This is a genomic window from Chryseobacterium sp. G0162, from assembly GCF_003815715.1.
Lineage (GTDB): Bacteria > Bacteroidota > Bacteroidia > Flavobacteriales > Weeksellaceae > Chryseobacterium.
Window position 1 is genome coordinate 3,039,338 of record NZ_CP033922.1, and the last position, 12,262, is coordinate 3,051,599.

The following is a 12,262-nucleotide window of genomic DNA, read 5'->3' on the forward strand; positions in this document are numbered from 1 at the left end:
ATTCAGTCTGAAAATATTTAGCTGCGGCGGGTGAACGAAGTTCACCCGCCGCAATTTTTTATATAATGTTATTTCATTTATAATATTGTATGTTCTCATTAGTAGGGGAAAATAAGTGTCTATTATTCAATAGTAATATTGTCATTCTGAACGAAGCAACGCGTAGTGAAGAATCTCATACAATATATTCCTTTTCTCACAGTTTTAAAATACTTGTGTTCATTTGTATAAACATTAACGAAATTAGTGTTTAATAAAAATTATCTTTGTCCCATGGATCAAAACACAAGCAAAACTGTTCTCATTTTAGGAGCCAATTCAGACGTAGCAAAACAATGCATCATTCAATACCTTGAAAAAGGATATTCTGTAATGGCGGCTTCCAGAAATACAAATTCACTGGAAGATTTCATCACTTCCAATTCCCTGGATAAGACTAAAGTAACTGTGTTGTATTTTGATGCTGCAGATTTCGATTCTCATCAACAATTTTACCATGAACTTCCTGTAAAACCTCATATTGCAGTATATTCCGCAGGTTTTCTTGTGGATAACCAAAAGGCTTTGAGAGATTTTAAAGGAACAAAACAAATGATGGAAGTCAACTATATGGGTGGAGTTTCCATTCTGAACGTTATTGCTATGGATAAAAGCAATAAAAACCTGGAAAGAATCATTGGATTGTCTTCATTATCGGGAGTAAGAGGAAGAAAAAGTAATTTTGTTTATGGAAGTACGAAAGCTGCATTTACTCAGTATCTGGCAGGCTTAAGGCAGGAACTGGCTTCCAGAAAAATAATAGTGAATGTTTTGGTGATAGGATATATCCGGACAAAGATCAATGAAGGCTTAGAACTCAATGAGTCATTAATTATGGAGCCGGATTATGTAGCGAAATTCATTGTAAATGCTGGAAATTCCTTTACCATAGTTCCTAATTTCAAATGGAAAGTCATCTATCATATCCTGAGGCTTTTACCAGAAAGTCTGGCTGCAAAACTGCCATAATCTTTTAATATTTATGTTCAAAATATATTTTATATTAAGATTTTCCCTCTGAAAATAGAGTTCGGTATTTTTTTTGTAATGTTAGCCTCGAATTATTCTTCCTGGCAAGATTCAAATTCTAAAATAATCATTGAGTAAGCAGAAATAATCTGTTCTGCTGTCAATCTGTTGTAATGCATATAATCATTGATTTTAACTTCTAAAGGGTTAAGATTATATTTTTTTGAAAAAATGATGCTTTTTATTCGATTCGTTTTAAAATCTTGCAGTTACAGGAATGAATATCTGTCATAATATATAAAAATAAGTAGTATAAAAATGGACGATTTACAATTGAATAACATTCAAAAACATTGGGATACCTTAATATCTTCAGCCATTTCATGGGCACCGAGAATCTTTACTGCAATTATTTCTGCATTATTGATTTATCTGATCGGATCATGGATGATAAGAATGATTAAGAAACTTGTTGCGAAAGGTTTCAAGAAACGTAATATGGAAGCCTCTTTGCAGCACTTCCTTCTTAATATTATCAATTGGGGACTTAATATTCTTCTCTTCATTGTAGTGGTTACTCAATTAGGAGTGCAAACTTCTGCCTTTGTAGCCATGATTGGTGCTGCAGGTTTAGCCGTAGGTTTGGCCTTGCAGGGATCTTTAACGAACTTTGCTGGTGGAATTCTTATTCTGCTGTTAAAACCATTTAAAATAGGAGACTTTATTTCTACCAATTCCGGAGTTTCCGGGACCGTAGAGGCCATTGATATTTTTCATACCAAGCTGATTACCCCACAAAATCAATTAATCATTATTCCTAATGGAGTTGTTTCTAATAACAGTATTACAAATTTTACTCAGCTTGGAACTAGAAGAACATCTCTGGATATCGGAGTTGCTTATGATGCAGATCTTAGACAGACAAAGAGGGTATTAATGGAAGTGATCGTAAAGAATCAATATGCTCTTGCAGAGCCTGCACCACAGGTAGTTGTAACAACACTAGGTGATAGTGCAATCAACTTATCGATCAGAGTGAGTGCTTCTACTGAAAACTTTTGGAAAATGAATGAAGAACTTATTATTGATTGTAAAGAAGCTCTGGACAGGGCAGAAATCGGAATTCCTTTTCCACAAAGAGACGTACACGTTTATAATAAGTAATCAGATAATATTATTTACAACAATCATAAAAAATCCTGCATTCAATAATGCAGGATTTTTTAATGTAAGTCGTTTTTTTATTTTTCTTCCTTTGAGTATTGCTCCAGAAAACTTTTTAAAACTTTATAATCATTTTCTTTAAAATCATTTTCGGTAAAAATAAAATTAACATTGGTAAGAATACTTAGAATAAGGTATTTGTCAACGAATTTATAGCTGGTTCTACTCCAAATACTTCCTATTGTGTTCAACGAATTCTCCAGAGTAATATGATCTTTATTGAGAATTATAAAACTGAACTTTTCATCTTTTTGTTTAAAATCGTTGATTTGTTCTTCGATGGATGCATGAAACTTCTTTTTACGGGTGAAAAACTGATAAAGAAGTAAGAAAATATAGGCAAGAAAAATAAATCCTCCGTATCTGAAAACTGCAGAAGCAGGAGTACTGGTGATAAGCTTTGATGGAGAAAAACCAAGGCATAGAAATACGATGGCATATAGGATCGCTTTCTTTAGTTCAGTAAACCCATTTTTCCAAGTATAGCGAAAGAAAAACTGTTGGTGTTCCCGTTCCGCTGTTTCATTAAAAGGAACTTCTAATTTAATAGATTCATTCATGGATAATTTTTGCAGGTAAAAATATATAAATTATTCAATATTCTGCAGTAGCTCCAATGCCTTCATCATATCAATACCTTTTCCCAGAACAGGTTTAAATAAATCCCCTTTATTTAGAATTCTTTCCAAAGCATTTTCGATGGTATAATCTGTGGGTAATAATCCAGGTTTCAGCTCATCCCAATCTAAAGGCATAGAAACAGAGGCTCCTTGTTTAGGTCGAAGGCTATAAACACTTGCTAAAGTCTGACCTGTTCGGTTCTGTAAATAATCCAAATATATTTTTTTACGATCTCTTTTTTGAAGGCTTCTTTCTAATGTTGTAATTTCAGGAAGTTTTTCATGAACCTGTTTCATCAGGATATGTGCGAAGTCTTTTACCTGTTCGAAATCATATTGTGCACCCATCGGAATATAAATATGAATACCTGTACTTCCGGAAGTCTTACAATACCCTTTAATTTTGATTGATTGTAAAATTTCATTGACTTGAAGAGCTGTTTCAATAACCTCATCAAAACTGTTTTTCTTTGACGGATCAAGATCCAAAACCAAATAATCAGGATGTTCAAGATCAGGAAGTGAACTGTTCCAAGGATTGAAATCAATACATCCGAGATTATTCAGATACGCTAAGGTTGCCTTGTCATTACAGTAGATGTAATCAATGTATTTGTCATTAGATTCTGAGTAAACCTGAGTTGTTTTTATCCAGTCAGGGATATGATCTCCCGCATCTTTCTGATAAAAACCCTGTTCTTCTATGCCATTAGGAAAACGATTGAGGGATAAAGGGCGGTTTTTTAGATGAGGCAGGATATATTTTGCAACAGACTGATAATAATCTATGACATCACCTTTGCTAATTCCATCCTTTGGAAAATATATTTTATCCTGATTCGTGAGCTTCACAATGTGTTTGTTTAGGGTAATTTCTTTTTCCTTTTCCAAAGGTTCTGTTTTTTTTGATGATGCTTTAGTTTTCATAGTTTTTGATTTTTTAGGTTGAATTGCCTGATCTGTTGAGCCTTTTACTTCTTCCGGTTCCTTATCTTCCCGAATCCCCATAAAAACAGGATGGCGAAAAATACCGTCTTTGGTAATTTCTGAATACTTGATTTCGCAGACCAGTTTGGGTTGTACCCATGTTACAGGCATATTCGTTTTGGGGATGGATTCAAATGGTGAAGATTTTATAATTATCTTTCCAAGTCTTTGATGGAGCTCTTTTAGGGAAGTATGATTAAATCCAGTTCCCGTATGTCCACAATAGATCAGTTCATTATTCACATATTTTCCCAGAATCAAAGCTCCGAAATTTTCCCGGGAGCCTTTAGGTTCTGTAAATCCACAGATAATGGCTTCTTCCGTATTTGAAAATTTAATCTTAAGCCAGTCTGTGGTTCGGGAACCTTCTACATATTGACTGGCTGCCCGTTTAGCAATCATACCCTCAAGCTTCATTTTTTTCATCTGTTCAAAAAATGCAATACCTTTTTCAGGGAAATGATCACAGTATTTAAGAGTATCAGTTTCAATTAATGCATCTTTTAAAAGTTCTTTCCGTTGTACGAGTGGAAGTTCTTCCGTAGAATGGCCATTCAGCCATAGAAGGTCAAAAACCTGATAAACCAAAGCAAGATTGGGATGATCGTCGATTTGCTGTAAAAGCTGAAAACTTGGTTTTCCCTGATTATCGTATGCAACAATTTCACCATCCAGGATCATTTTATATTTCTGCTGGTCAAAATCCTGGGCTATTTTATCAAATTTTGATAAAAACGAAATTCCGTTTCTGGAATAAAAAAGGGGAGCATCATGGCTAAGATCAGCGATAGCCCTATAACCATCCCATTTTATTTCAAAAAGCCAGTCTTTATCATCAAATGCTTTATCAAAAGATTTGGCAAGCATGGGTTTTATAAAAGACTTAAGTTTTTTTTCGCCAGCTAAAGAATTAAAACTCCGGAATCTGTTTTCCGAAGTTATGATTTCTTTTTTTCGTTTGTTTTTAGGCTTTTTTTTTCCTCAAGGAATTTGGTGACTAAAGATTTTGGAGAGGTGTTTTCTTCAGCATTATAAGGACTTTCTGCAAATTCATCTTTATGTTTAATAAGCAACCATGCATTGTCTTCAGAATTTTTCATTTTAACCAAGGCAAATTCACCCTTCAATTTTTTTCCATGTAAGGTAAATTTTAAGGAGCCAGCATGCAGTTCTTTCAACAATTCTTTTTCATCGGAAACATTGCTGCTTTCTTCCAAAGGTTCATAAGTTCCACTATCCCAGACTTCTACTTGTCCTGCTCCGTAATTCCCCTCAGGAATATTCCCTTCAAAATCCTTATAATCATAGGGATGATCTTCCACCATCATAGCCAGGCGTTTGTCCTGAGGGTCTAAAGAGGGTCCTTTTGGAACAGCCCAACTCTTTAAGACACCTTCCATTTCCAGACGGAAATCATAGTGAAGCCGGGTAGCGGCATGTCTTTGAACAACGAAGATCAGTTTGTTTTCACTCTTTTTCGTTTTTCCTTTAGGCTCACTTGTTTCATTGAACTTACGCTTTTGTTGATAATCTTTGAGTGCCATCACGATGCCGATTTAGATTGGGAGGTATTTAAACTGGCCTTTAACTGGGCCATCAGATCAATCACTTTACCTTCTTTTGCAGCCGGTGCTTTTTTGGCTTTACTATTTTTACCTTTGGCTTTCTGCTTGATGATCTTCATTAGATCATCAGAATAGGTATCTTTATACATTGCCGGATCAAAATCCTGAGAAAGCTGCTTGATAAGACTTACTGCCATTTTCAATTCTGCTGGTTTTGGAGCCTTGCGGGCCGGGATTTTTAGATCACCATAATCTCTTATTTCCTGATCAAATCTCAGCTTATTAAGGATCAGTATATTATCATTGTAAGGCCGTATCATTCCTATAGCTTCACTGTCACGGAGTACAAACGTTCCGATTCCTACCATTTTGGTTTCTTCAAGAGCTTTTAGCAAAAGTCTGTATGCATTTTCACCATTTTTCTGAGGTTCCAGATAATAGGGCGTTTCAAAATAAATACTGTCTACTTCTTCCTCTTTGACAAACTGATCAATGGATAGGATCTTTGTTTTTTCAGGGCTTGCTGCTTCGTAATCCTGCTCATCAAGAACGATATATTTATCATCCATGAGATAGCCTTTAACGATATTTTCCCATTTTACTTCTTTTCCTGTATTTTCATTGACTCTCTTAAACCGGATATTGGAAAAATCGGATTTATCGAGCATATCAAGGTCGAGTTTGCTGGTCTCCGTTGCTGAGTAAATTTTAATAGGAATATTTACTAAACCGAAGCCAATGGCGCCATTCCAGATTGCTTTCATTGTCTTACGTTTTTAAAAATCAAGCAATTAGCGTGCCGTCAGGAGGGTGCGTGGTATGTATTATAAAGCTTTTTTGCCAAATGACAATTGTTTTTAGCTTCTACTTTTATACCTTTATCTTTCCGCAATCTGTGGATAAATAACATGGAAGAACTTTTTAACTATATCAAAAAATTTGGATTACTGAATACGCAGGATGAGCTTCTGATTACAGAAGGAATCCAGGAAATTTCCGTGAAGAAAGGAGAAATTTTCGTAGAGGCAGGGAAAGTAAGTCAAAAGATTGCTTTTGTAAAGGAAGGGGTATTCCGATCTTTGTATTATAACAAAGAAGGAGATGATTTTACCCGTTATTTTATTTATGAAGGCCGTTTTATTGGAGACTTTCAGGGATTTACCGATCAGCTTCCTGCCCATGAATACATAGAAGCGATTACGGATGCTGTTTTACTTGTAATTGACCTCAACCATTTTAAAATATTAGAAGAGAAAATTGCAATATGGCCAGTTTTATTTGCCCGAATTCATGGTTTTGTTGCCGAAAATAAGCTTAAAGTGGCAAGTATTATGCTCAATCAGGATGCAAAATCAAGATATATTCATTTTCTCAATCATTATCCTGGGCTGGCGAATAGAGTTCCGCAGTCTATGTTGGCTTCTTATCTTGGGGTGACGCCTTCGTCGCTGAGCAGGATTAGGAGAACTATCAATGAGTAATGTGGTCTCTTCATTGTAAAATATAAATGTAAAGGTCAAAATATAATGTCTATCGATCTTATTATTTATAAATTAAACATACAAATTGTCAATATTCAATAGGAACGGGCTTTAGCCTGTTCTATCATTTTATAACAATTCCATTGGCTTTAGCCAAAACCTATAACAAGAACCCTTTTATAAAAATAAAGTTAAATCCCGACTTCGGATTCATAAATATTTATACCCTGTATTGATAAAAATACGTTTTTGTCAAATGACAATGGTCTCCCTTTCAAACTGCCATAGCTTTGCACCATAAAAATAATTATATGGATATTGTATTAGGACTTCAGTGGGGAGATGAAGGTAAAGGAAAGTTTATTGACCTTATCAGTGAAAATTATGATATTGCAGCCCGCTTTAATGGGGGCTCAAATGCTGGACATAGCATTGAAAGAAATGGGAAAAGAATTACGCTTAAAATGATTCCTTCAGGAATTTTTATGCAAGGGGTTCAGAATGTTATTGGGACTGGAACTGTTCTTGATCCTGTAAGCTTTAAAAATGAAATTCTGAATTTAAAAAAGTTTGATGAAGCGCTTCATCCTGAGAAAAATTTGATTATTTCTAAAAAGGCTCATTTTGTATTGCCTACGTATAAGCTGATGGATGTTTTCATGGAAGAAAGCCCAGCCTATACAACAATAGGAACAACAAAGAATGGAATTGCCCAGGCGTATTCCAATAAAATTTTAAGACAGAATGTAAGAATCGGGGATATGTATGCTCCGGATTTTAAAAAGAGAGTAGAACGTATTTTAGAGAGAGATTATCAATTTCTTGCTGATGGAGGAATGGAATTGCCCGATTTTGAATCAGTAAGCAAAGAATTTTTTGAAGCCGTAGAATTTTTAAAACAATTCAATTGTACAGAAACTGAATTATTTCTCAATAAAGCTTTAACTGAAGGAAAAACTGTCTTGGGTGAAGGGTCTCAGGCAACATTGTTAGATATTGACCATGGTACTTACCCTTACGTAACTTCTTCTTCTACTATTGCATCAGGAGCTTGCAGCGGATTGGGTATTTCTCCTAAAAAGATCGGTGAGATTTACGGTATTGCCAAAGCGTATTGTACAAGAGTAGGAAATGGAATATTTCCAACGGAGCTTTTTGACGAAATGGGTGAAGAAATAAGAATAAAAGGAAATGAGTTTGGTTCCAATACAGGACGTCCGAGAAGGACAGGCTGGCTGGATATTCCTGCGTTACGATATGCAGTAATGATTAATGGAGTTACTCAATTGGTTCTGACAAAAGCAGACGTTTTAAGTGGATTACAATCTGTTGCAGTTTGTACTCATTATGAGTTGGAAGACGGAACTATTGAAACTACTGCCGGAACCCTTCCTGAAAATGCTAAACCAGTATTCAAATGGCTGGATGGCTGGAATGCGGATTTCTCATTAATTAAAAACCCTTCTGCCCTTCCGCAGGAATTGATGAACTTCCTTTCCTTCTTGGAGGAAGAAGTGGGAGTTCCGGTAACGTATCTTTCTATAGGACCTGGAAGAGAAGAGATGTTGAAGATGAAATAATTTTCCCGACAACTATTGTTGATCTGTAAAAGGAATTTTATTTTTTTATATAATTGAATTTCGAGGTCGTTATGATTCCAATCGTAGCTGATACATACATAATTAAAGAAAGGAGCTGAATAAGGGTTTTCATAGTATAAAAAAGCGGGGCATTTGCCCCGCTTTAAATTTATGCTTTTAAATCTAATTTTAACTCTAATTCATCGAGCTGTGCATCAGCAATAGAAGCCGGTGCATCAATCATCACGTCACGCCCGGAATTGTTCTTAGGGAATGCAATATAATCTCTGATTACCTCATTTCCATCCAGAATAGCTACCAAACGGTCAAATCCGAATGCCAGACCACCGTGTGGCGGTGCTCCGTATTTAAATGCATTCATTAAGAATCCAAACTGAGCTTCTGCTTCTTCTTTTGAGAATCCTAACAGGTCAAACATTTTAGATTGAAGATCTCTGTCGAAAATTCTGATAGATCCACCTCCGATTTCGTTACCGTTAAGTACCATATCGTAAGCGTTGGCTCTTGCTTTTCCAGGATCAGTTTCCAATAAGTGAATATCTTCAGGTTTTGGAGAGGTGAAAGGGTGGTGCATGGCATGGAATCTTTCAGTATCTTCATCCCATTCCAATAGAGGGAAGTCAACCACCCAAAGTGGTGCAAATACATTTCCTTTTCTTAATCCTAAGCGGTTCCCAAGCTCCATTCTCAAAGCAGAAAGCTGAGCTCTTACTTTGTTTTCGTTTCCGGAAAGAATCAACATTAAGTCACCTTCTTTCGCTACGAATTTCTCAATGATTTTTGCTAAGTCCTCTTCGTTGTAGAATTTGTTTACTGATGAGGTTTTTACTCCATCATGCTGGAATTTTGCCCAAACCATTCCTGAAGCTCCAACCTGTGGACGCTTTACCCAATCTACAAGTTCATCAATCTGCTTTCTTGTATAGTCTGCACATCCTTCTACATTGATTCCGACAACCAATTCAGCATCATCAAATATCTTAAAGTCTTTTCCTTTTACAAGCTCGTTAAGCTCTACGAATTCCATTCCGAAACGGATGTCCGGCTTGTCATTTCCGTATTTCTGCATCGCTTCTGCGAATGTCATTCTTGGGAAATCACCGAATTCCTGACCTGTAATGTCTTTGATAAGCGTTTTGGTCATTCCTTCGAAAACATTCATTACATCTTCCTGTTCTACAAAAGCCATCTCGCAGTCGATCTGTGTAAATTCCGGCTGTCTGTCTGCTCTTAAATCCTCATCACGGAAACATTTTACAATCTGGAAGTATTTATCCATTCCACCTACCATCAAAAGCTGTTTGAAAGTCTGTGGAGACTGTGGCAATGCATAAAACTGTCCCGGGTTCATTCTGCTTGGTACTACGAAGTCTCTTGCTCCTTCCGGAGTAGATTTAATCAAAACAGGAGTTTCCACTTCGATGAAACCTTCATCAGATAAATAATTTCTTACTTTCTGAGCCATCTTGTGACGGAAAATCAATTTATCTTTTACCGGATTTCTTCTGATATCCAGATAACGGTATTTCATTCTTAATTCCTCTCCACCGTCAGTTTCATCTTCAATAGTGAAAGGAGGAAGCTGAGAATCGTTCAGAATCGTTAGTTTTTCAACTAAAAGTTCAATTTCTCCTGTAGGAATATTAGGGTTTTTACTTACTCTCTCAATTACTTTTCCGGTAGCCTGAATAACGAATTCACGGCCTAATTTTTTAGCTTCTTCCATCAATTGTGCAGAAGAACGCTCCTGGTCAAATACCAGCTGGGTAATTCCGTAACGATCTCGAAGATCTACCCAAATCATAAATCCTTTATCACGGATAGTCTGTACCCATCCTGATAGTGTAACTTCTTCATTCAGATTTTTCAGAGATAGCTCTCCGTTGGTGTGTGATCGAAACATAATTATTTGTTTAAAGTTCAATGTTTGGAGACCATCTCAAAAGTTGTTGAAATTGATTTTTGTTATTCTGAGCTTGCTGAATAATCTCTAAGAATCAAATGCTTAAGATTCTTTCCTGTATTTCATTTCGTTCAGAATGAAACTTTTGATATAACCTCTTTTTTTTCGTTGGCAAAGATAAGATTTTTGCAGGTTTTATAAATAAAAAAACTTCGTATTAATTTTTATTGCCAATTGCTAAGACTTACTCCGATACAGATTTGTATTTTTGAGGATAATAAAATTATAACCAAAGAAATGACCAGATATATTGACTTTTTCAAGAAAGCCTTTAGAGGAGAAGAAACCGATTTTACGAAGGTAAACATCAGGAGTGCAGTTTTGCTTCTGGCTATACCGATGATGCTAGAAATGGCGATGGAGTCAGTATTTGCACTGGTTGACCTCTATTTTGTGGGACATTTGAAAGAGAGTGGCTTTGCAATTCAGACCGTAGGACTTACGGAGTCTGTACTTTCCATTATGTATTCTATTGCCATTGGGATGAGTATGGCGGCAACAGCAATGGTAGCGAGAAGAATTGGTGAGAAAAATCCGGAACAAGCTTCCCGGAGTGCCGCACAGGTATTGTTGGTTTCATTTGCAATAACTCTTGTTTTAAGTATTTTAGGTGTTGTTTATGCCGAAGAAATTCTGATCCTGATGGGATCAAGACCGGAAGCCGCTGCCTATGGAAAAAACTTTACGAGGATTATGATGGGAAGCAGTACCATTATTATGCTTTTATTCCTTATCAATGGGATTTTTAGAGGAGCAGGTAATGCGATGATTGCAATGAAAAGCTTGTGGATTGCCAATATTGCCAATATCATTCTTTGCCCTATTCTGATTAAGGGTTTTGGGCCTATTCCTGCCATGGGACTTACCGGAGCAGCGTTGGCAACGACTATTGGACGAAGTATCGGAGTATTCTATCAGCTGTATCATCTTTTGGTAGCGGATACGCAGATCCGTATTAAACTTCCTTATTTTAAAGCAGACTATGGGTTAATTAAATCCATCATAAAAATTGCGACTCCAGGAATTTTCCAGTTTGTGATTGCATCATGCAGTTGGATCTTTCTCGCAGAACTGGTGGCTACTACAGGAGGTGAAAATGCCTCTGCCGGTTATCAGACTGCCTTACGATTAATGATGTTCTTTATGCTTCCGGCCTGGGGGCTTAGTAATGCAGCATCCACGTTGGTGGGACAGAATATGGGGGCGAATGAAATGTTGAGAGCAGAACAGTCTGTGATGAAAACGGTAAAATACAATGTGATTTTCATGGTGATTGTAAGTTTAATATTTGTTCTTTTCGGTAATTTCCTGGTGAGTTTCTTTACCCAGGAAATTGAGATCAAGAATTTTGCTAAAAATGCACTTCATATCATGAGTATAGGTTTTATATTCTACGGAATTGGAATGGTAATGATTAATGCCTTTAATGGAGCAGGGGATACCTGGACCCCTACATGGGTGAATCTTTTCGGATTCTGGCTGTTTCAGATTCCCTTAGCTTATTTCCTTTCCAAATACCTGGAAATGGGGCCGAAAGGAGTTTTTATTTCAATCCCGGCCGCAGAGACTTTGATTACTATTGTTGCTTTTATTCTGTTTAGAAAAGGAAAATGGAAAACGGTTCAGGTTTAATAGCAGAAAAGCATGAGCTGGAAGTTTATGTCATCTTTTCTTATATAATAATATCGAATTAACGACGCGCATACTTCCACCTTTCGGTCTTAATTCTCCTTTCTTATCAACTTTAATAGCTTAAATAGTTGGATATTAATCATGCATTCCCTAAATTCGTAAGAACAACAAATATTTATTA

At 36.2% G+C, this 12,262-nt stretch carries 10 protein-coding genes; 5 read left to right on the top strand and 5 right to left on the bottom strand.

Annotated elements, in window-relative coordinates:
• The first annotated feature begins 273 nt into the window (after positions 1 to 273).
• Together EG344_RS13815 and EG344_RS13820 are read left to right on the top strand one after the other, a co-directional pair.
• Positions 274 to 1,008: an SDR family NAD(P)-dependent oxidoreductase gene (locus EG344_RS13815; RefSeq protein WP_123909916.1), complete on the top strand. Its 735-nt coding sequence runs from the start codon at positions 274 to 276 to the stop codon at positions 1,006 to 1,008.
• Positions 1,009 to 1,326: 318 nt separating this feature from the next.
• Positions 1,327 to 2,172, top strand: a complete 846-nt coding sequence (locus EG344_RS13820) for a mechanosensitive ion channel family protein (RefSeq protein WP_123909917.1) — start codon at positions 1,327 to 1,329, stop codon at positions 2,170 to 2,172.
• Positions 2,173 to 2,249: 77 nt separating this feature from the next.
• On the opposite strand, the gene EG344_RS13825 is transcribed toward EG344_RS13820, so the two are convergent.
• The 4 genes from EG344_RS13825 to EG344_RS13840 all read right to left on the bottom strand — a co-directional run bounded on the left by EG344_RS13825 (position 2,250) and on the right by EG344_RS13840 (position 6,168).
• Positions 2,250 to 2,792, bottom strand: coding sequence for a hypothetical protein (locus EG344_RS13825; RefSeq protein ID WP_123909918.1), 543 nt, complete (start codon positions 2,790 to 2,792; stop codon positions 2,250 to 2,252).
• A 30-nt stretch (positions 2,793 to 2,822) separates the two neighbouring features.
• Complete coding sequence (ligD, locus tag EG344_RS13830) at positions 2,823 to 4,706, bottom strand: DNA ligase D (RefSeq protein ID WP_123909919.1); 1,884 nt, start codon at positions 4,704 to 4,706, stop codon at positions 2,823 to 2,825.
• A gap of 71 nt (positions 4,707 to 4,777) precedes the next feature.
• Complete coding sequence (locus EG344_RS13835; protein WP_123909920.1) at positions 4,778 to 5,383, bottom strand: DNA polymerase ligase N-terminal domain-containing protein; 606 nt, start codon at positions 5,381 to 5,383, stop codon at positions 4,778 to 4,780.
• On the bottom strand, positions 5,383 to 6,168 hold the full coding sequence (locus EG344_RS13840; RefSeq protein WP_123909921.1) for a Ku protein: 786 nt from the start codon (positions 6,166 to 6,168) through the stop codon (positions 5,383 to 5,385). The genes EG344_RS13835 and EG344_RS13840 overlap by 1 nt, the downstream gene beginning before the upstream one ends.
• Positions 6,169 to 6,312: 144 nt before the next feature.
• Here EG344_RS13840 and EG344_RS13845 point away from each other — a divergent pair, with 144 nt between their 5' ends.
• Positions 6,313 to 6,885, top strand: coding sequence for a Crp/Fnr family transcriptional regulator (locus tag EG344_RS13845; RefSeq protein ID WP_123857919.1), 573 nt, complete (start codon positions 6,313 to 6,315; stop codon positions 6,883 to 6,885).
• Positions 6,886 to 7,196: 311 nt separating this feature from the next.
• Positions 7,197 to 8,465 carry an adenylosuccinate synthase gene (locus EG344_RS13850; protein WP_123909922.1) on the top strand — a complete coding sequence of 423 codons (1,269 nt, stop codon included), beginning with the start codon at positions 7,197 to 7,199 and terminating at the stop codon, positions 8,463 to 8,465.
• Positions 8,466 to 8,634: 169 nt separating this feature from the next.
• Here EG344_RS13850 and aspS read toward each other — a convergent pair whose 3' ends face one another.
• On the bottom strand, positions 8,635 to 10,389 hold the full coding sequence (gene aspS / locus EG344_RS13855; RefSeq protein WP_123909923.1) for an aspartate--tRNA ligase: 1,755 nt from the start codon (positions 10,387 to 10,389) through the stop codon (positions 8,635 to 8,637).
• Positions 10,390 to 10,686: 297 nt separating this feature from the next.
• Here aspS and EG344_RS13860 point away from each other — a divergent pair, with 297 nt between their 5' ends.
• Complete coding sequence (locus tag EG344_RS13860; RefSeq protein WP_123909924.1) at positions 10,687 to 12,081, top strand: MATE family efflux transporter; 1,395 nt, start codon at positions 10,687 to 10,689, stop codon at positions 12,079 to 12,081.
• The last annotated feature ends 181 nt before the right edge of the window (positions 12,082 to 12,262 follow it).

What these genes read in the sequence shown, in the direction of transcription:
- EG344_RS13860 (WP_123909924.1), top strand. Translation starts at nt 10,687, where the DNA reads ATGACCAGATATATTGACTTTTTCAAGAAAGCCTTTAGAGGAGAAGAA.
- EG344_RS13835 (WP_123909920.1), bottom strand. Translation starts at nt 5,383, where the DNA reads ATGGCACTCAAAGATTATCAACAAAAGCGTAAGTTCAATGAAACAAGT.
- EG344_RS13825 (WP_123909918.1), bottom strand. Translation starts at nt 2,792, where the DNA reads ATGAATGAATCTATTAAATTAGAAGTTCCTTTTAATGAAACAGCGGAA.
- EG344_RS13815 (WP_123909916.1), top strand. Translation starts at nt 274, where the DNA reads ATGGATCAAAACACAAGCAAAACTGTTCTCATTTTAGGAGCCAATTCA.
- ligD (WP_123909919.1), bottom strand. Translation starts at nt 4,706, where the DNA reads ATGCTTGCCAAATCTTTTGATAAAGCATTTGATGATAAAGACTGGCTT.
- EG344_RS13840 (WP_123909921.1), bottom strand. Translation starts at nt 6,168, where the DNA reads ATGAAAGCAATCTGGAATGGCGCCATTGGCTTCGGTTTAGTAAATATT.
- EG344_RS13845 (WP_123857919.1), top strand. Translation starts at nt 6,313, where the DNA reads ATGGAAGAACTTTTTAACTATATCAAAAAATTTGGATTACTGAATACG.
- aspS (WP_123909923.1), bottom strand. Translation starts at nt 10,389, where the DNA reads ATGTTTCGATCACACACCAACGGAGAGCTATCTCTGAAAAATCTGAAT.
- EG344_RS13850 (WP_123909922.1), top strand. Translation starts at nt 7,197, where the DNA reads ATGGATATTGTATTAGGACTTCAGTGGGGAGATGAAGGTAAAGGAAAG.
- EG344_RS13820 (WP_123909917.1), top strand. Translation starts at nt 1,327, where the DNA reads ATGGACGATTTACAATTGAATAACATTCAAAAACATTGGGATACCTTA.